Source organism: Nocardia sp. NPDC058497, from assembly GCF_042720195.1.
Classification (GTDB): Bacteria; Actinomycetota; Actinomycetes; order Mycobacteriales; family Mycobacteriaceae; genus Nocardia.
Genome location: NZ_JBHXMY010000055.1, coordinates 1 through 18,425 on the forward strand (window position 1 = coordinate 1; position 18,425 = coordinate 18,425).

The 18,425-nt window shown below is 69.3% G+C and carries 16 protein-coding genes; 8 read left to right on the plus strand and 8 right to left on the minus strand.

Annotated features, from left to right (window positions below; genetic code table 11):
* Window positions 1-91: 91 nt before the first annotated feature.
* Window positions 92-853 (minus strand): sulfite exporter TauE/SafE family protein, encoded by a 762-nt coding sequence (locus ACFWPJ_RS06465; protein ID WP_378847933.1) that lies wholly within the window; start codon window positions 851-853, stop codon window positions 92-94.
* Window positions 854-1,125: 272 nt separating this feature from the next.
* Between ACFWPJ_RS06465 and leuA the strand changes: the two genes are divergently transcribed.
* Together leuA and ACFWPJ_RS06475 are read left to right on the plus strand one after the other, a co-directional pair.
* Entirely contained in the window at window positions 1,126-2,925 is a 1,800-nt protein-coding gene (leuA, locus tag ACFWPJ_RS06470; RefSeq protein WP_378847935.1) for a 2-isopropylmalate synthase, read from the plus strand.
* 348 nt (window positions 2,926-3,273) lie between these two features.
* Window positions 3,274-4,962: an AAA family ATPase gene (locus tag ACFWPJ_RS06475; protein ID WP_378847971.1), complete on the plus strand. Its 1,689-nt coding sequence runs from the start codon at window positions 3,274-3,276 to the stop codon at window positions 4,960-4,962.
* A gap of 50 nt (window positions 4,963-5,012) precedes the next feature.
* Here the strand turns inward: ACFWPJ_RS06475 and ACFWPJ_RS06480 are convergent, their stop codons facing one another.
* Window positions 5,013-5,912, minus strand: a complete 900-nt coding sequence (locus ACFWPJ_RS06480; RefSeq protein ID WP_378847937.1) for a LysR family transcriptional regulator — start codon at window positions 5,910-5,912, stop codon at window positions 5,013-5,015.
* Between the two features lie 71 nt (window positions 5,913-5,983).
* On the opposite strand from ACFWPJ_RS06480, the gene ACFWPJ_RS06485 reads away from it, so the two are divergent.
* From ACFWPJ_RS06485 to ACFWPJ_RS06500, 4 genes are all read left to right on the plus strand, one after another.
* The gene (locus ACFWPJ_RS06485; RefSeq protein WP_378847939.1) at window positions 5,984-6,904 is read left to right on the plus strand and encodes an EamA family transporter; all 921 of its coding nucleotides are present in this window, start codon (window positions 5,984-5,986) and stop codon (window positions 6,902-6,904) included.
* Between the two features lie 189 nt (window positions 6,905-7,093).
* Entirely contained in the window at window positions 7,094-8,851 is a 1,758-nt protein-coding gene (locus tag ACFWPJ_RS06490; RefSeq protein ID WP_378847942.1) for an FAD-dependent oxidoreductase, read from the plus strand.
* A gap of 86 nt (window positions 8,852-8,937) precedes the next feature.
* Window positions 8,938-10,173 (plus strand): MurT ligase domain-containing protein, encoded by a 1,236-nt coding sequence (locus ACFWPJ_RS06495; RefSeq protein ID WP_378847944.1) that lies wholly within the window; start codon window positions 8,938-8,940, stop codon window positions 10,171-10,173.
* Window positions 10,170-10,886, plus strand: a complete 717-nt coding sequence (locus tag ACFWPJ_RS06500) for a type 1 glutamine amidotransferase (protein WP_189032370.1) — start codon at window positions 10,170-10,172, stop codon at window positions 10,884-10,886. The genes ACFWPJ_RS06495 and ACFWPJ_RS06500 overlap by 4 nt, the downstream gene beginning before the upstream one ends.
* 7 nt (window positions 10,887-10,893) lie before the next feature.
* Here the strand turns inward: ACFWPJ_RS06500 and ACFWPJ_RS06505 are convergent, their stop codons facing one another.
* A complete protein-coding gene (locus tag ACFWPJ_RS06505; protein WP_378847948.1) occupies window positions 10,894-11,268 on the minus strand; it encodes a type II toxin-antitoxin system VapC family toxin in 375 nt (124 codons plus the stop codon).
* Window positions 11,265-11,516 carry a type II toxin-antitoxin system Phd/YefM family antitoxin gene (locus ACFWPJ_RS06510; RefSeq protein WP_378847951.1) on the minus strand — a complete coding sequence of 84 codons (252 nt, stop codon included), beginning with the start codon at window positions 11,514-11,516 and terminating at the stop codon, window positions 11,265-11,267. Before ACFWPJ_RS06510 ends, ACFWPJ_RS06505 begins: the two co-directional genes overlap by 4 nt.
* Before the next feature lie 148 nt (window positions 11,517-11,664).
* Between ACFWPJ_RS06510 and ACFWPJ_RS06515 the strand changes: the two genes are divergently transcribed.
* On the plus strand, window positions 11,665-12,132 hold the full coding sequence (locus tag ACFWPJ_RS06515) for a hypothetical protein (protein WP_378847954.1): 468 nt from the start codon (window positions 11,665-11,667) through the stop codon (window positions 12,130-12,132).
* Entirely contained in the window at window positions 12,129-12,488 is a 360-nt protein-coding gene (locus tag ACFWPJ_RS06520; RefSeq protein ID WP_378847957.1) for a hypothetical protein, read from the plus strand. Before ACFWPJ_RS06515 ends, ACFWPJ_RS06520 begins: the two co-directional genes overlap by 4 nt.
* A gap of 43 nt (window positions 12,489-12,531) precedes the next feature.
* On the opposite strand, the gene ACFWPJ_RS06525 is transcribed toward ACFWPJ_RS06520, so the two are convergent.
* The 4 genes from ACFWPJ_RS06525 to ACFWPJ_RS06540 form a co-directional block, all read right to left on the minus strand.
* Entirely contained in the window at window positions 12,532-13,416 is an 885-nt protein-coding gene (locus ACFWPJ_RS06525) for a bile acid:sodium symporter family protein (RefSeq protein WP_378847960.1), read from the minus strand.
* A 103-nt stretch (window positions 13,417-13,519) separates the two neighbouring features.
* Complete coding sequence (locus ACFWPJ_RS06530) at window positions 13,520-14,575, minus strand: putative zinc-binding metallopeptidase (protein ID WP_378847962.1); 1,056 nt, start codon at window positions 14,573-14,575, stop codon at window positions 13,520-13,522.
* A gap of 4 nt (window positions 14,576-14,579) precedes the next feature.
* Window positions 14,580-15,476 carry a transglutaminase N-terminal domain-containing protein gene (locus ACFWPJ_RS06535; RefSeq protein WP_378847965.1) on the minus strand — a complete coding sequence of 299 codons (897 nt, stop codon included), beginning with the start codon at window positions 15,474-15,476 and terminating at the stop codon, window positions 14,580-14,582.
* The coding region (locus ACFWPJ_RS06540; RefSeq protein WP_378847968.1) for a circularly permuted type 2 ATP-grasp protein at window positions 15,473-18,425 on the minus strand (2,953 nt) is incomplete at its 5' end. The genes ACFWPJ_RS06540 and ACFWPJ_RS06535, both read right to left, overlap by 4 nt.

Here is an 18,425-nt window from a genome sequence, read left to right on the forward strand (position 1 = left end):
CAGCGGTTGCGTAGGCGACGAAGGAGCAAGCAACCGTCGCTGATCGGCGGGACAGGAGGGGCCGCGACTCGAGCGCACCAGCGCTCCAGAATTACAGCAGGCGGATGACCGCGATGGTGCCGACGATGACGATCACCGCGCGCAGCACGTTCGGCGACAGCTTGCGGCCGACCTTCGCGCCCAGCTGGCCGCCGATGATCGAGCCGACCGCGATCAGCGCGACGGCCTGCCAGTTCACCTCGGCGATGACGATGAAGATGGCCGCGGACACCGCGTTGACGATCAGCGCGAGCACGTTCTTCACGGCATTGAGCCGCTGGATGTCCTCGTGCACGAACACACCGAGCAGCCCGAGCAGCAGCACGCCCTGGGCGGCGCCGAAGTACCCGCCGTAGATGCCGGTGCCGAACACAGCGACGAGCAGAATCGGCCCGCCGTGCGCCGGCGCCTCGACGTCCCCGCCCTCCCTGCGCGCCTTCACCCAGGCCGCCAGACGCGGCTGGACAACCACCAGGACCAGCGCGGCGATGATCAGGACCGGGACGATCGCCTTGAAGGCCTCGGCGGGCATGGTGAGCAGCAGGATCGCGCCGGTGATGCCGCCGAGCAGCGAGGCGGTGCCCAGCTGCAGCAGTCGCGACCGCTGCCCTTCCAGTTCGCGCCGGTAGCCGATGACGCCGCTGATCGAGCCGGGGACCAGGCCGATCGTGTTGGAGACGTTCGCCGTGACCGGCGGCACGCCGAAGGCCAGCAGCGCGGGGAAGGTGATGAGGGTGCCGGAGCCGACGATCGTATTGATGCCACCCGCGGCGATACCCGCCGCGAAAATGGCCACTTGCTGTAACCAGGTCATCCGAGTTCCTTTGTGCCGTCTCGTCGGACGCGATGGTCCGTACAAGCGTGCGAATCGCTGCACACGGTACCGGCACCCGGCTACTGGCCAGTTTCCCCAGGCCGCTTACCAGCGGGGCAGGGCACACGGTAAGCTCGGGGGATCATGCAGCGGGCTCTTCTTCTCGGCCGCCGCGACGGGTTCTGATACGGACTGGCTCCCGTCGCGGGGTTCAACGCGCCGGTCGACCCGCTCCCACCAGGGAATCCACCACACCCCACGGAGAAACTTGCATGTCCTCGGCTGACGCATTCGTATCCGCTTCGCGCACCATCACGGCCCCCGGTAAACCCGCTCCGGCCGACCAGCCCGCCTGGAACCATCAGAAGAACTCGTCGATGCCGTCGTTCCGGTACCGGCCCTACGCCGAAGAGGTCGAGCCCATCTCGGTGCCCGACCGCACCTGGCCCGACAAGATCATCGACCGCGCGCCCGCGTGGTGTGCCGTCGACCTGCGCGACGGCAACCAGGCCCTCATCGATCCGATGAGCCCGGCCCGCAAGCGCCGCATGTTCGACCTGCTGGTCCGGATGGGTTACAAGGAGATCGAGGTCGGCTTCCCGGCCGCGAGCCAGACCGATTTCGACTTCGTCCGCGAGATCATCGAAGACGGCGCCATCCCCGCCGACGTCTCCATCCAGGTGCTGACCCAGTGCCGCCCCGAGCTGATCGAGCGCACCTTCGAGGCGTGCAGCGGCGCCCCGAACGTGATCGTGCACTTCTACAACTCCACCTCGATCCTGCAGCGTCGCGTGGTGTTCCGCGCCGAGCGTGACGCGGTGAAGAAGATCGCCACCGACGCCGCCGCGCTGTGCCTGGAGATCGAGAAGCGCTACCCCGACACCGCGTGGCGCTACGAGTACAGCCCGGAGTCCTACACCGGCACCGAGCTGGGCTACGCGCTCGAGGTCTGCGACGCGGTCTCCGAGATCATCGCGCCGACCCCCGCCAAGCCGCTGATCATCAACCTGCCCGCGACCGTCGAGATGGCGACGCCGAACGTCTACGCCGACTCGATCGAGTGGATGCACCGCAACCTGGCCCGCCGCGACTCCATCGTGCTGTCGCTGCACCCGCACAACGACCGCGGCACCGCCGTGGCCGCCGCCGAGCTGGGCTACCAGGCGGGCGCCGACCGCATCGAGGGCTGCCTGTTCGGCAACGGCGAGCGCACCGGCAACGTCTGCCTGGTGACCCTGGGCATGAACATGTTCTCCCGCGGTATCGACCCGCAGATCAACTTCTCCGACATCGACGAGGTCCGTCGCACGGTGGAGTACTGCAACCAGCTGGCCGTGGCCGAGCGTCACCCCTACGGCGGCGATCTGGTCTACACCGCGTTCTCCGGCAGCCACCAGGACGCCATCAACAAGGGCCTGGACGCGATGAAGGTCGCCGCCGACGCGCAGGACGCCGACGTGGCCGACATCCTCTGGGAGGTCCCGTACCTGCCGATCGACCCGAAGGACGTCGGCCGCACCTACGAGGCCGTCATCCGGGTGAACTCGCAGTCCGGCAAGGGCGGCGTCGCCTACATCATGAAGACCGATCACGGCCTGGTGCTGCCGCGCAGGCTGCAGATCGAGTTCTCGCAGGCGATCCAGGCGATCACCGACGGTGAGGGCGGCGAGGTGACGCCCAAGGAGATGTGGGACGTCTTCGCGACCGAGTACCTGAACCCGATCCTGCCGCTCGAGCGGATCAAGCAGACGGTGACCGCGGCCGAGACCGACGGCGGCGTCGACTCGATCGTGGCGATCGTCAAGGTCGACGGCGTCGAGCAGGAGATCAGCGGTTCCGGCAACGGCCCGCTGGCCGCCTTCGTCGACGCGATCGCGACGGTCGGCTACGACGTGCGGGTGCTCGACTACAGCGAGCACGCCATGTCCGCCGGTGACGACGCCCAGGCCGCGGCCTATGTCGAGGTCGCGATCGGCGACAAGGTCGTGTGGGGTGTCGGTATCGCCACCTCGATCACCACCGCCTCGCTGCGCGCGGTCGTCTCCGCGGTAAACCGCGCGGCGGCTCGCTAGTTTCTCGCTTCGAAGGCCGGGTCTCCACAGGGTGGGGCCCGGCCTTTGTCGGCTGTGGATAACTCGAGCCCTGTGGACAACTCTGGTCCGACCGGATCTGTTTCGCCGTGAATCCCCCGGCTGAGCTGGGCTCATGGCCGTTCACAGCCGTCGCTGGGCCCGGCTGCCCCCGGCGCGCGAAGATTAGCCCCGTGCTAGCGTTTTGGTGCACATTCAGCGCCGAGCTTCCTGCTCGTTCAGCGAGCAAGTGGGGGAACTGTGACCAACAACGACCATAATCCGACCTCTCCGCCCTGGCTGCAGAGTCCGTCGGCAGAGACGGCCGACGCTGCGTCCGGTCCCGCCGGCGTGCACACGGTGGCCGACGACGACATCGAACCCGCCGAGCAGGCCGCCTCCGCCGAGCAGGCAGGCGAGCCGCAGCCCGCGGAGGCGGGTGCCGAGCCGCACGTCGGGCTCGCCGAGCAGACTGTCTTCCACCCCGGTGGTTTCGCGCCGGGCCCCTTCGCCCAGAGCGGGTATCCGGGGGCGCCTGATCCGTATCAGAGCGGTGGCGCGCATCCCCTGGTGCACGCGCCGGAACAGCCCTGGCAGGGTCAGCCCGGTCCTGGCGGTCCCGAGCAGCAGCCCTGGCCTGGTCAGCCCGCACCCGAGCAGCCCTACCCCGGCCCGCACGCGACCGGCGAGCAGCCGTATCCGGGCGCGCCTGGACCGTATCCCGGCGCCCCCGAGCAGCCGCAGTTCCCCGGTCAGGAGCCGCAGGCGCAGTTCCCCGGTGCCGAGCAGCCGCAGTTTCCCGGTCAGGAGCAGATCGCACCGCAGGGACCGCAGTCCGAGCCCATCTACAGCTGGGCCCCGCCGCCGCCACCGGCGTACCAGCCGCCGATGCAGGGCGGGATGGTCCCCGGTCAGATGCCCGGTCAGCCGGGTCAATTCCCCGGACAGCCGGGTCCGCTCGTGCAGCCGCCCGGTCAGCAGTGGCAGGGCGGAGCACCCCAGCAGCATCAGCCGTTCCAGCCGCAGCACGTGCCCGCGCCGGGTCAGCCCGGCCATTCGGTCAACGACCTGAACCTGCTCAAGCGTGCCCGCAAGGCGCCGCGCAGCGGGTGGCGGCGGGCCGTGCACAAGGCCTCCGGTGGTGTGATCAACCCCGGTGAGTCGGCGGCCGACGTCGTCCACCGCGATCTGGGCGAGCGGGTCAACCAGCCGGTCCGCGGTGACTACCGGATCGCGATCCTCTCCCTCAAGGGCGGCGTCGGCAAGACCACCACCACGGTCGGTCTCGGCTCCACCTTCGCCACGCAGCGTGGTGACCGCGTCATCGCGATCGACGCCAACCCCGACCTGGGCACCCTGGCCCACCGGGTGCCGCGCCAGACCCGTTCGACGGTGCGCAACCTGCTCGAGGACCAGAACATCACCCGGTACTCGGACGTGCGCGCACACACCTCGCAGGCCCCGAGCCGGCTGGAAGTGCTTGCCTCCGAGCAGGATCCGGCCGTGTCGGAAGCCTTCAGCGAGGCCGATTACCGCAAGGCGATCGGCATCCTGCAGTCGTTCTACAACATCATCCTCACCGACTGCGGTACCGGTCTGATGCACTCGGCGATGTCGGGTGTCCTCGACATGGCGAGCTCGCTGGTGCTGGTCACCTCCCCCGCGATCGACGGCGCGCGCAGCGCCTCGGCGACGCTGGACTGGCTCGACCACCACGGCTACAGCAAGCTCGTCGAGCGCACGGTCGTCGTCGTGAACGCCTCGCGGCGTGGCGCGTCGACCGTCGACCTGGACCAGCTGCGCAAGCTGTTCCTCGACCGCACCCGTGCCGTGCAGATCGTCCCGTTCGACGATCACCTGGCCGAGGGCGCCGAGATCGACCTCGAGCTGGTCAGCAAGCCCACCCGGCGCGCACTGCTCGAGCTGGCCGCCATGGTCGCCGACGACTTCGGCTACCACGGTCAGCAGCAGGGGCAGCAGTTCCCGCCGCAGGGTCAGCCGTACCAGGGACAGCCGCAGTACCAGCCGGGGCAGTTCTGACCTAGCCGACGGCGGACCGGTCATCATGGTCGAGCGGCTGCGCGGGTACGTCAGCTCGCGCTGACCTCGCGCGCCGCGGCCTCGAAGGCATCGAGGACCGCGGCGATAGCCGGCCGCCGGTGCGCCTGCGGCCGGGTGACGAGCTCGTACACCCGCGCCGCCCGCACACCTGACAGCCGCAGCACCGACAGCGCGGGATGGGCGACGGCGAAACGCGGCATCAGCGCGACGCCGTATCCCGAGGCCACCAGCGTTTCGATCACCCGGAACTCGTTGAGTCGCTGTGCGATCCGCGGGCGGACGCCGGTGATGGTCGCGATGGATTCGAGCACGTCGTCGACCGGGAAACCGCCGCGCACGCTCACCCACGTCTCCTCGGCCAGCTCCTCCGGCCGCACCGAGCTCCGGCCCGCCAGCGGGTGGGTCGGCGCGACGACGACATCGATCGGTTCCCGCATCAGCACCCGCGCCGCGAGCCGCGGCCCGGCGGGCGATGGCGCGCGTTCGTCGCGATGGGTGAGCACGATGTCGTAGTCGGCCAGCAGTTTCGCCGCTTCCGACGGCGGCAGGTCCTCGTCACCCGCGACGATCTCGACGCCACTGCCCGCGAGCGCGGTCAGCACGGGCGGCAGCAGCAGCGCGGCACCGGACGGGAACGACGCCACCCTGACCTGCCCGCGCGGCGAGCCCCGATAGTGCGCCATCTCGGCGGTCGCGCGCTCCATCGCCGCGAGGACGTCGTCGGCGCGCAGGACCAGGGCCTGTCCGGCGTCGGTGAGCCGCACCCGCCGCCCGTCCGGCTCGAGCAGCGCGACCCCGGCTTCCCTGGCCAGCACCTTCAACTGCTGCGAGACCGCGGACGGTGTCATCGACAGCGCCTCGGCGACGGCGGCGACCGTGCCGCGGTCGGCCAGCTCCCGCAGAATCCGCAGCCTGTCGATCGAAAACATGAAGCAAATCTACTTTATCCATCCACTTTTATTCGATTGTCCTGATGATTTGCGCACCGCACGATGAGGGCGTGACCTCCCGTGACTGCCTGCTCGGACTAACCGTCGTCGTGCTCTGGGGCCTGAACTTCCTGGCCATCCGGATCGGCCTCGACCACTTCCCGCCCTTCTTCTTCGCCGCGCTGCGATTCGCCGTCATCGCGGTTCCGGTGCTGGTGTTCATCCCGCGTCCCGCCGTGCGCATCCGCTGGCTGCTGCTCTACGGCACCGGGTTCGGCATCCTGCAGTTCGCCTTCCTGTTCACCGCGATGCGCACCGGCATGCCGACCGGGCTCGCCTCGCTGGTTCTGCAATCCTCGGCCCCGTTCACCGTGGTGCTCGGCGCGGTCCTGCTGCGCGAGCGGCTGCGTCCGGTGCAGGTCGCCGGGCTCGCGGTCGCCGTGCTCGGCATGGTCGTGATCGTCGCCGATCGGCTGGCCCATGCCACGCTGCTCCCGGTGCTGCTGACCCTGGCGGGTGGACTCGGCTGGGCGTTCGGCAATATCGGCGCGCGTCAGGCGGGCGCGGATTCGCCCGGGTTCGATCCGCTGCACCTGACGCTGTGGATGTCGGTGGTCCCCGTCCTGCCGCTGCTGGCGCTGTCGATGGCTGTCGAGGGGCCTGGCACCGGTTTCCGCGCGCTCGGCGCGGCAGTCTCGGAGACCGACGGGCTGCCCGCGCTGGCCGCGCTCGCCTATATCGCAGTCCTCGCGACGGTGTGCGGATCCGGCCTGTGGACATACCTGATGAGCCGCTATCCGGCGGGCACGGTGGCACCGTTGTCGCTGCTCGTGCCGGTTGTCGGCATCGCGGCGGCCTGGGTGGTGTTCGACGAGGAACCGTCGGTGGCCGCGCTGATCGGCGGGGTGATCGTCATCGCGGGCGCGTTCGCCGCGACGACAACCCGACCGACGCCGGCGCCCGTCCCCGAACGGCACCTCGTCCAGGTCTAACGTCCAATTCGGCGCACAATCACCGAGGCGGTGGCTAGCATGTGACCGATCGCGCGATGCGTTTTCCGCGCGACCGGTCGGTTTCGAGCTCAGGCGAACGACACAGAGGTCACAACAGCCAGGTCTTCGCCGCGCTCTACAGTGATAGCAAATCGCAGGCAATACTCGAGCAAGGCAGCTGAACAGCATATGGCGGAACAGCGGTTGCCCGTGTCGCGGAGATCCTTCCTTCGCGGCACGGTCGCAGCGGGGGTGGTATCGGCGGGGGCCGTGGCGGGAGCCGGTGTTGCGCTCGGCGCACCCCCCGGCCGCCGCGTCGCCGTCCTCGGTGGCGGCGTCGCCGGGCTGACCGCCGCCCATGAGCTGGCCGAACGCGGTTTCGAGGTCACCGTCTACGAGGCGAGGGCCTTCGGCGGCAAGGCCCGCAGCATCCCCGTGCCAGGCACCGGCCGCGACGGCAGGCCCGATCTGCCCGGTGAGCACGGCTTCCGCTTCTTCCCCGGCTTCTATCAGAACCTGCCCGACACCATGCGCCGGATTCCGGTCGCCGGCAATCGCGACGGCGTGTGGAACAACCTGATCACCGTGCCGGAGGCCAGGTTCTCCCGCCGCGACGGCGACGACATCCTGCTCACCCTGCCCGACGGCTTCGCCTCCCCGACGACGAATCCCGACGCCATCAGGGAGACACTGGCCGCCACCATCTCGACGCTGACGAAGATGCCGCCGCCGGAGGCCGCGTTCTTCGCCAACCGGCTGCTGGTGTTCAACAGCAGTTGCGACGCGCGCCGCTTCGGCCAGTGGGAGCACACCTCCTGGCAGGACTTCGTGCGCGGCCACCAGCGCTCGCACGAGTTCCGCGCGATCGTCTCGCGCTCGCTCACCAGCATCATGGTCGCGGCCAAGGAGAATCTGGCCAGCACCCGCACCATCGGCAGCATGGGCGAGCAGTTCCTCGGCAACCCGCTCGGCCTCGGCAACGACGGCGGCCTGGACCGGGTGCTGAACAACGCGACCAATATCGCCTGGATCGACCCGTGGGTGGATCACCTGCGCGGGCTCGGCGTCCGCTTCGAGCTCGGCGCCCGCGTCGAGGGACTCGTGGTGCGCGACAAGCGCATCGGCGCGGCGCGGATCACCGACTCCGCCGGCGCCCGCACCGTCGAGGCCGACTATTTCGTCGCCGCGATGCCGGTCGAGCAGGTCAGGAAACTCTGGTCGCCCGAGGTGCTCGAGCTGGCGCCGGAACTGGCGGCGACCGAGCGCCTGTTCGTCGACTGGATGAACGGCATCCAGATCTATTTCCGCACGCCGCTGCGTATTTCGCGCGGGCACGCGGCGTTCGTCGATTCGCCGTGGTCGCTCACCTCGATCAGCCAGAACCAGCTGTGGACCCGCAAGCTCCCGTCGTTCGGCGACGGCACGGTGGCCGATTGCCTGTCCGTCGACATCTCCGACTGGAATTCCCCCGGCATGCTGTATGGCAAGCCCGCCGTGGAATGCACGCACGAGGAGATCTTCCGGGAGGTCTGGGCCCAGCTCAGCGCCCACCTGAACGACCGCGAACAACTGCTGCGGCCCGCCGATGTCCATTCCTGGTTTCTCGATCCGGGAATCACCTGGCAGGGCAGCCGGAACGCGAATGCCGATCCGTTGCTCATCAACACCGCGGGCTCCTGGGACGCGCGGCCCGAAGCCCACGGCTCGATCGAAAACCTTTTTCTCGCAGGCGATTACGTGCGCACCGATATCGACCTGGCGACAATGGAGGGCGCCAACGAATCGGCGCGCGCCGCGGTCAACGCGCTGCTCGACGTCGCGGGGTCATCGGCCCAGCGCTGCCGCACTTTCCGGCTGCGCCGCACCCCCGAACTCGAGCCCCTGCGGGTGATCGACGCCGACCGCTATGCCAGGGGAATTCCCAATATGTTCGACGTCGCGATGTGATCCGCACCCCCGTCGCCCGGAGGGGCTGACGGAGCTCACACCGCTCCCGCACGCGGCCCGCGACCTCGCGCACATAGACTCGCGGCGTGGCAGACATCTCGGTGCGTGGGCGCCTGGCTTTGCGAGCGGCGGCGGCAGCGTCGTGGGCTTCGCAGAAGGCGGGCCGCGGCAAGGGTTCGATGATCGGCGGCCTGATCGCCTTGAAGATCGATCCGACGATCATGACGCAGCTCGGACGCGGCAGGCGAACGGTGCTGATCACCGGCACCAACGGCAAGTCGACCACCACCAGGATGACCACCGCGGCGCTCGGCACGCTCGGCCAGGTCGCCACCCAGGCCGACGGCGCCAATATGGACGCCGGCATCGTCGCGGCGCTGAGCGTGCACCAGGGTGCGCCGCTGGCCGCGATCGAGGTCGACGAGCTGCATCTGCCGCACGTCAGCGACGCGCTCGACCCGGCCGCCGTGGTGCTGCTGAACCTGAGCCGCGATCAGCTCGACCGGGTCGGCGAGATCAACATGATCGAGCGCAAGCTGCGCGCCGGGCTGGCCCGGCATCCCGACACCGTCGTCATCGCCAACTGCGACGACGTGCTGGTGGCCTCCATCGCCTACGACCACCCCAAGGTCGTGTGGGTGTCGGCGGGCAGCGGCTGGGCCGTCGACGCGACGAGTTGCCCGCGCAGTGGCGAGCCGATCGTCTGGGAGGGCGAGAACTGGCGCTCGACCGGCGCCGATTTCCATCGCCCGCAGCCGGATTGGTGGCTCGAGGGCGAAGACCTGTGCGGCCCCGACGGTTTCCGCGCTCCCCTGCACCTGGCGCTGCCCGGCCGGGCGAACCGCGGCAATGCGGCCCAAGCCGTCGCCGCCGCGGTCGCGATGGGCGCCGAGGCGACCAAGGCGACCGACGCCACCGGCACCGTCCGCGAGATCGCGGGCCGGTACCGCACCGTCACCGTCGGCGAGCACGACGCGCGGCTGCTGCTGGCCAAGAACCCCGCCGGCTGGCAGGAAGCGCTGTCGATGATCGAGCCGACCTCGGCCGGTCTGGTGATCGCGGTGAACGGGCAGGTGCCCGACGGCGAGGACCTGTCCTGGCTGTGGGACGTGCGGTTCGAGCACTTCGAAGGCGTGCAGGTGGTGGCGTCCGGCGAACGCGCCACCGACCTCGCGGTGCGCCTGACCTACGCCGGCGTCGAGCACACCCTCGTGCCCGACCCGCTGCGCGCCATCGCCTCCTGCCCGGCCGGGCACGTCGAGGTGCTGGCCAACTACACCGCGTTCCGCGATCTCAACCGTGACCTGGAGGCACGCGCATGAGCGAGTCGACCATCCGCATCGGACTGGTTCTGCCCGACGTGATGGGCACCTACGGCGACGGCGGCAACGCGCTCGTCCTGCGCCAGCGCCTGCGCATGCGCGGCTACGACGCCGAGATCGTCGAGATCACCCTCGCCGACCCGGTGCCGGACTCGTTCGACATCTACACCCTCGGCGGCGCCGAGGACTCCGCCCAGCGCCTGGCCACCCGGCACCTGCAGAAGTACCCAGGCCTGCAGCAGGCCGCGGCCAAGGGCGCCCCCGTCCTCGCGATCTGCGCCGCCATCCAGGTGCTCGGCAACTGGTACGAGACCTCGGCGGGCGAAAAGGTCGACGGCGTCAGCCTCTTCGACGTCACCACTTCCCCCCAGGCCACCCGCGCGATCGGCGAAGTCACCACCACCCCCGTCCTCGACGGCCTCTCCGCCCCCCTGACCGGCTTCGAGAACCACCGCGGCGGCACCCGCCTCGGCCCCGACGCCGCCCCGCTCGCCAAGGTCACCCGAGGTGTCGGCAACGGCGTAGGCGACGGCACCGAAGGCGTCGTCCAGGGTTCGGTCATCGGCACCTACCTCCACGGCCCCGCCCTCGCCCGCAACCCCGAACTGGCCGACCTCCTCATCGCCCGAGCCCTCGGCATCTCCCCCACCGACCTCGCCCCCCTCGACCTCCCCGAGGTAGACCGCCTCCGCCGCGAACGCCTCCGCGCTTAGCGGATCGTCAGCACGACAGCGAATCGACCTCGTAGCGAAGGCAGTACGGGTCCCGGGTGACGAGCGTCAGCTCCTCACACCGGGCCTGCGCCACCAGAATCCGATCGAACGGATCGCGGTGGATCAGCGGAAGCCGGGCCGCCTCGATCGCGTGCCTGGCATCGATCGGTAGCGGCAGGAACCCGCTCCCGACCACCCGTTCAGGCAAGTCGGCCGGACCGCCCAGCTTTCCCGACGCCTGCTTCAGCGCGATCTCCCAGACCGCGGCCGAGCTGACGTAGACGTCGGGATCGTGGTCGAGCCGTCCGCGAAGCTCCGCGTCAAGGGTGGGATCGTCGGTGAGCCACCACAGGATGACGTGGGTATCCAGCAGCAGGCTCATGCGTCGAAGTCGCGGGCGATTTCGGCGTTGGTCTCGGGCGAGTCCCAGCCCGGCGACAACTCGAGCCGACCGCGTAGCGAGCCACGGCCGGTCCGATTGACCCGGCGAGTCAACGGCACCACTTTGGCGACCGGAGTTCCGGCACGACTGATCACGATTTCCTCCCCCTGCTCCACCCGCTCGATGATGCGTGACAGGTTCGTCTTCGCGTCGTGAATATTGAATTGCTCCGCCGCGTTCCCTGCCATGACGCCTCCTTAGCTAAGAGGTTAGTCCGGTGGTTCGCGGCCGTCCACCACCGTCACTGGGTCCGCTAGGAACGCGGCAATGGCCGCAGCGACCGCCTCCACACCTGATCAACCACATATCTGAACTAGTTCTGACATACTGGAGGGCATGAGCGCGACAGCCACCTGGTCCGAGTTCCTGCGTGACCCGAATCGGATTATCGAGCAGATGGAAACGAACGGGGATGTGATCCTCGTTCGTCGTTCCGCGCCACCGGTTCGACTGTCGAACGCCGACGCCGAAGCGGCGGCCTCCGACGCGCTCGGCGTCCTGATGCAGCTGCTGACCGTCGCGATGAACGACGAAGTGCTGGAACGCATGGTGTCCCGGTTGGCCGTGGTGTTCCCATGGTTGGAGCTACTACCTGAGTCCGCCCGGATCGAGTTCGTCGGCGAGTTCCTCGCCATCGCGCGCGGCGGTATCTCGGTCGGCCGGGTCGATCGTCTCGGGACCACTCTCGAATCATGGAAGGAGCCCGCGCGCGCCTACGCCGACCCCGGGGTCAGCGTCGACGGCTCGGATCTGCACTACCTGGACACCCCTGAGGCAGTACCTGCTCCCGGAGACCAGGAGTGAGCCGCCGCTCGGAGGTGCCGAGACCGCTCAAACGGGCGGAGTTCGAGATCGTTTTCATCACCAGCCAGGCGCAGAAGGGCTGGACCGACTGCCTGGCGGCGGCACGCAACGCCATCGTCGACGCCTGGGACCAGCTCACGCGCGAGCCCGAATCTGTGTCGGCCCGGCTCTATCCACTCAAAGCGGATCTCCGATACGGCCAGTACCAGGGCCGCACCTTCGAACGTTTCCAGTACAAGTTCACCGACGGCGGGCGGCTCTGGTATTTCGTCGACCATGCGCCCAAGGGCAGCCGGACGGCGGGGCGCGTGCTGCTCGAGCGGTGCATGCCGGGCCACCCGAAGGAGACCGACTAGCGACGAACTGGCCGCCACATCTACGCAGCCCACGCCTGAGGACTCACTCGGCTGCGGCGACCGCCACCCGTGACTGTTTGCGGGTGATGAGGTAGCCGAAGGTGGCGGCGAGGGGGAACATGAGCATGCCGTAGATGGCGGCGGGGACGGCCATTTCGGTGCTGTCAAGGACGCTGACCGCGATGGTGATGGCGATCGTGCTGTTGTGGATGCCGACCTCCATCGAGCAGGCGATGGCCTGGCGGCGCCGTACCGCGAGGCCCCGCGGCACAAAGTAGCCGATGGTCAAACTGATCAGGCAGAACAGCACCGTAATCCCGCCGACCTGGCCGAGATAGCGGGTCATGCTGCCGGATTCGGAGGCAAGGGTGCCAACGATCACGAGCAGCAGAGTGAGGGCGGAGCCGATCCGCACCGGGCGGTCCATCCGGTCGGCGAACGCCGTTGACCAGCGCCGCACCAGCATGCCGATGACGACCGGGACCAGCACGATCGCGAACACCTGGACCACCTTGCTGAACTGCAGGCCGACCGATTCGCCGCCATCGGCGGGGTCGAAATAGCCGATCGCGAAGTTGGTCACCAGCGGCACGGTGACGACGGCGATGACCGAGTTCACCGCGGTCAGTGACACATTGAGCGCCACGTCGCCACGGAAGAGATGGCTGAACAAATTCGCCGTCGTTCCACCCGGCGAGGACGCGAGCAACATCATGCCGACCGCGAGGATCGCGGGCAGATCGAACAGCAGCACCAGCCCGAAGGCGACGATCGGCAGCGCGATCACCTGGCAGAGCAGCGCGATCGCGACGATCCGCGGGCTCTTCGCGATCCGGGTGAAGTCGGCGACGGTGAGCGAGAGTCCCAAGCCGAACATGATCACGGCCAAGGCCAGTGGCAATCCGACGGAAACCAGGGGTGAGTTCATAGCCATCCTCATCGAGCATCCCGGGCGACCCCGGTTTGAGACTCATTCGTCTCAATGAGTGAGGGTAGACAGCTGTGACCTACATCGCAGTGGAATCGCGGTATTACGCGACCACTGATTGCGCGGGCGTCGCGGTGCTGCGTTCACACAGCTCGTGGACGAAGCGCATCTTCTCCAGGACATGATCGGGCAGGACGAACGGGTAGAGATCGTCGTGTCCCATCGAGCGGTTGACCATGTTCAGCGACCAGGCCAGCGGCAGCCAGAGTTCGATGATCTTGTCGAAGCCGGCGCGCCCGACCTGGGGCCGATCCAGGGTGGCGCCCGCGGGGGCGATTCCGAAGGCGGCGGCGGTGTCGAGGGTGTCGCGGATGTGCAGGTAGTGGGCGAAGGTCTCGGCCCAGTCCTCCGCGGCGTGCATGGTCGCGTAGGACGACACGTAGTCGTCTTCCCAGCCGGGCGGCGCGCCCTGCGAGTAGTGCCGGTTCAGCGCCTCCTGGTAGTCGGCGAACGGCTCGCCGAACAGATCGCGGAACCGTCGCAGCGCTTCGTCTCCGGTGACCAGCACGGTGAAGTAGTAGTGGCCGATCTCGTGCCGGAAGTGGCCGAGCAGGGTTCGGTACGGCTCGTCCATCTCGACCCGCAACTGCTCGCGGTGCGGGTCGCTCGCCTCGGCCAGGTCGAGGGTCACGACACCGTCGATATGGCCGGTGAGCACGCCGCTGGTGCGGCTGGAGAGCAGGTCGAAGGCGAGCCCGTGCTCGGGATCGGCGTCGCGGCCGACGATCGGCAGGCCGAGTTCGACCAGTTCGAAGATCAACCGGCGCTTGGCCGCCTCGGCCTCGGCGAACGCGGCAAGGCCGTCGGCGTCGGCGTCGTTGGGCCGCGTGCGGGTGAGCGCACACGACTCGCACAGCATCGGCCCCGTGGTGTCGCCGGATCGCGAAACCAGCCAATTGCATTGCGCCACATGCAGGTTGTCACACAACCGGAACCGGTCGCCGCAGACGACGCCACCCGCGTGATCGACCAGCGGATCGCCGATCACCACCAGCGCCCGTTCCCGCAGACTGAACCCCAGCGGGCTCGAGCACGACAGGCACACCGAGTTCTCGAAAGCCAGCTGCTGTCCGCAATTCGGGCAGACGAAATCACGCAAGGGACTACACCTCCACCGGGGCTACATCGACCGAGACCGTGATCGTGGACTGTTTGGCGTCGGTGTAGATGATGCCACGCAGCGGCGGAACATCCTGGTAGTCGCGCCCCCACGCCACGGTCACGTACCGCTCGTCGGCGAACTGGTCGTTGGTGGGATCGAAGGCGATCCAGCGGCCGGTGCGGTCGGTCTCGTCGGTGCCGGGCAGCCAGACCGCGGCCCACGCGTGGGTGGCGTCGACCCCGACCATGCGCTCCTTGCCCGGCGGCGGATCGGTGGCGAGGTAGCCCGAGACGTAGCGCGCGGCCAGCCCCCGCGACCGCAGGCAGGCCGCGCCGATCCGGGCGAAGTCCTGGCAGACACCCTCGCGGGCGGCGAAGACGTCGGCGACGCTGGTGCTCACGGTCGTCGAGCCGGAGCGGTACCGGAAATCCTCGTTGATGCGGGTGTTCAGCTCGGCGACCGCGGCGAGCAGCGGCCTGCCCGCCGGGAAACTCCGCGCGGCGTAGGCGGCGACCTCCGGGGTGATCTCGGGCGGCAGCAGGTCGAGGGTGAACTCGATAGCCAGCGGGCCGGTGGCGACGCTCGGCCTGGCCTGCTCCCACGGCAGGTCGGCGCCCGGCATCGTCGACGGATGGTCGCCGTCGACGTCGACGAGCGATTCGCCGGCGACCTCGAGCCGCCGATGTTCCGATGTCACATGGAAAAACGTCGTCGTATTGCCGTAGACATCGGTGCCGACGGATCGGTCCGACGGCACCGGGTCGATGTGGATATCGTGCTCGAGCAGCCGCTGACCGGCGAATTCGCGCGGGGTCAGATACGCGCGGCCGTAGGAGCTGGTGACTTCGTCGGAGTAGCTGTAGGTGGTGCGGTGCACCACCCGGTACCGCCTGCTCATCCGACCATCCTGGTGTTGCCCCACAGCGGCTGGATCGCCACCGGCACAGCGAGTTTGGTCGTCTCGAACGACTCCGACAGCTTGCGCAACCGCAAGTGCACCCCCTCCAGCAGTTCCACCAGCTCGGTGCGCACGCCCTCGGCGTCGGTGGTTTCCAGCTCGGCCGGGTCGATGCGGCGCAGCATGCGCTGGGCGTCGGCGAGCAGCCGCTGCGACCTGGACGCGCCGGAACCACCCGGCAGCGCCTGGAAGTCGGCTTCGAGCCGATCGAGCTGGTACACCAGCGATCGCGGGTTGCCCGCGTCGAACAGCAGCAGCCCGGCCAGCGCGGCGACGTGCGCCGAATCACGGTGGCGACGGCGGTAACTCACCGCGGACTCGGTGGCGACGAGCACCGAATCGGCGACCACCCGCTCCACCTCGGGCGGATGCGCCTGCGCCAGTGCGGCATTGAGCAGCGAGGTGAGCGCGAGTCCGCGTTCGATGCGCTTGCCGATGTCCATGACGTACCAGCCGGTGTCACGCACCAGCGATTCCGCGCCGATGCCCGACAGCGACAGCAGCGCGGCCAGCGTCAGCGAGTGCACCGAGGACAGCGCTGTCTCCTGTTCGGTACTGGCACTCCGGAATTCGGCCAGCGCGCGATCGACGGCGCCCACGATCATCCAGGTGTCGCCGGAGAGCTGGTCACGCACGGCGCGCGCCGTCGAACCGTAGTGGTCGACGGCGTAGGACAGCGAGCCGGGCAGATGCCGGTCCCCGGTGAGCGTGGCCAGGTACTGGAAGCCCTCGGCCGAGGCGCCGGCGACGGCTTGCGGTTCCGCGCTGACCGCCTTTCCCGAAACCTTCGGACGTGCACCGGCTTTCACTTGATCGCGCCGAGCTGCCTCGCGATCGCCATCCTCCGCGGGCTCCCCGCCCCGCTCCGCGGCACTGCCCGTAGTGCGCAGGGCACGTGCCAGCGCACTGGTCCCGGCGCGCTCCCACAGCGCCACCGACTCGGTATCGCCGGAATCGACTTCCGCCGCAGTCGGATTCACCTCTACACCCGCGTCGTCGGCACTGGAACTCGACCCGTCGTCGGCCTGGACCTCCACCCGGACGAGCGCGCCGACAGGCCCGGTCCCGTTGGGCAACACCGATTCCGGCGCGACCGTGCCCGTGGTCACCGACAGCGCCCGCATCAGGATCGGCAACGCCTCCGCCCCTTCCAGCCAAGGCCGGTAGCGATAGTCCTGGTAGACGTCGTGGGTCGCGGCGAGCAACCGGACCACCGCTTCGGCGCGTTCGCTGTAGCGGCCCATCCAGAACAAATCGTTGAGCACGCGCGGCGAACTGATCGCCTCGACGACCGGCACCGCCCGGCGCAGCCGTTCCTCGTGCGGTGCGTCGGCGGCGACGGCGGGCGCGGTCGCGGGTGCGGCGCGCACCCAGACATCCTTGGCCGCCACCTTGATCACGCTGCGCGACGGTTCCAGCCGCATCCGCTGCTGGCCGAGCCCACCCGACATGGCCGTATAGCCACCGCGCCGGGCCAGCGAGAACAACCGCATGCCCACCGGAGCGGGCGCGATCCCCGCCCCACCCTCGACCGCGGGCGCGACCGAGAACTCGGCGGGTTCCTGACCGACCCATTTCCACCGCTCGGCCTCGATCCGCGCGGCGAGTTCTTCGCGTTCGGCGGCGGCCAGGCTCGGTCCGAAGATCGTCGATCCGTCGACGGCGGAACGGAGCACCAGGTCACCGAGGTTCGCGACGAGGTGCGCGCGCTCGGTGTCGTCGCCGCCCCAGTAGGCGGGCATCCCGTCGAGCAGCAGGTCGGTACCGAGGACCGAGCGGGCGATCCGCGGCAGGAACGCGCTCAGCGCGGGCGATTCCAGCAGGCCGCTGCCGAGGGTGTTGACCACCGTGACAGCGCCCCGCCGCAGCACCTCGACGAGCCCCACCACGCCGAGGCGCGAATCGGGACGCAGGTCCAGCGGATCGGAGAACTCGGCGTCGACACGGCGCAGCACCACGTCGACCCGTTCCAGACTGCCCAGCGACCGCATCCACAGCGCGCCATCGCGCACGACCAGGTCGGCGCTCTCGACCAGCGGGAAGCCGAGTGTCTGCGCGAGATAGGCCTGGTCGAAGGCGGTTTCGGAGTGCGAACCCGGGCTCAGCACGACGACGACCGGTTCCTCGCCGTCGGCCAGCTCGGGCGCGGCTTCCTCGAGCATCAGCCGCATGGCCCGCGCGAACGGGGTGATCGGGCGCGGGCCCGCGTGCTCGAACGCCTCGGGGATGGCCGAGGCGACGACGCGGCGGTCGGCCAGCGCGTAGCCGGCGCCCGACGGCGCCTGCGCCCAGTCGGCCAGCACCCGGAACTGCCCGTCGCTCCAGCGGCTGATGTCGCAGGCGTGCAGGAACAGCTGGTGGGTGCCGGGGATGGTGATGCCGTGCGCGGCCCGCACATACCCGGTGTTGCCGAACACGATCTCGGGCGGCAGCAGGCCGGAGGCGATCAGCCTGCGCGGGCCGTAGACATCGGTGAGCACCTCGTCGAGGACCAGCGAGCGTTGCACCAGACCGATTTCCAGGCGGGTCCAGTCGTCGGCGGAGACCAGCAGCGGGATCGGGTCGAGCCGCCACGGCATGGGCGTCGGCGCGTCGTCGGCGAGCCCGACCTCGGTGTAGGTGACGCCGTCGTCCTCGATCTGCCTGCGCACCCGGTGATCGATCCGGCCGAGTCCGCTGGTGCCCTGGTCGACGAAGTCGGCCGAGAGCTCCGACCACATCGACCGCACCCGGCCGCGTCCGTCGACCAGTTCGTCGTAGTAGGCCCGGGTCGGCCTGCCACATTCGTCGTAGCGCGCCCCCGCCTTGCTCTCGGCCCGGTACCGCGCGAACTGCTCGGCAGCGTCCTTGGCGGCGCGGGCGCCGCGGTGTTCGCGGCCCCCTGTGTCC

Bases quoted from the DNA above. Each gene is read 5' to 3' on its own strand.
- ACFWPJ_RS06465 (WP_378847933.1), bottom strand. From the start codon at position 853: ATGACCTGGTTACAGCAAGTGGCCATTTTCGCGGCGGGTATCGCCGCG.
- ACFWPJ_RS06515 (WP_378847954.1), top strand. From the start codon at position 11,665: ATGAGCGCGACAGCCACCTGGTCCGAGTTCCTGCGTGACCCGAATCGG.
- ACFWPJ_RS06490 (WP_378847942.1), top strand. From the start codon at position 7,094: ATGGCGGAACAGCGGTTGCCCGTGTCGCGGAGATCCTTCCTTCGCGGC.
- leuA (WP_378847935.1), top strand. From the start codon at position 1,126: ATGTCCTCGGCTGACGCATTCGTATCCGCTTCGCGCACCATCACGGCC.
- ACFWPJ_RS06480 (WP_378847937.1), bottom strand. From the start codon at position 5,912: ATGTTTTCGATCGACAGGCTGCGGATTCTGCGGGAGCTGGCCGACCGC.
- ACFWPJ_RS06510 (WP_378847951.1), bottom strand. From the start codon at position 11,516: ATGGCAGGGAACGCGGCGGAGCAATTCAATATTCACGACGCGAAGACG.
- ACFWPJ_RS06500 (WP_189032370.1), top strand. From the start codon at position 10,170: ATGAGCGAGTCGACCATCCGCATCGGACTGGTTCTGCCCGACGTGATG.
- ACFWPJ_RS06525 (WP_378847960.1), bottom strand. From the start codon at position 13,416: ATGAACTCACCCCTGGTTTCCGTCGGATTGCCACTGGCCTTGGCCGTG.
- ACFWPJ_RS06535 (WP_378847965.1), bottom strand. From the start codon at position 15,476: ATGAGCAGGCGGTACCGGGTGGTGCACCGCACCACCTACAGCTACTCC.
- ACFWPJ_RS06505 (WP_378847948.1), bottom strand. From the start codon at position 11,268: ATGAGCCTGCTGCTGGATACCCACGTCATCCTGTGGTGGCTCACCGAC.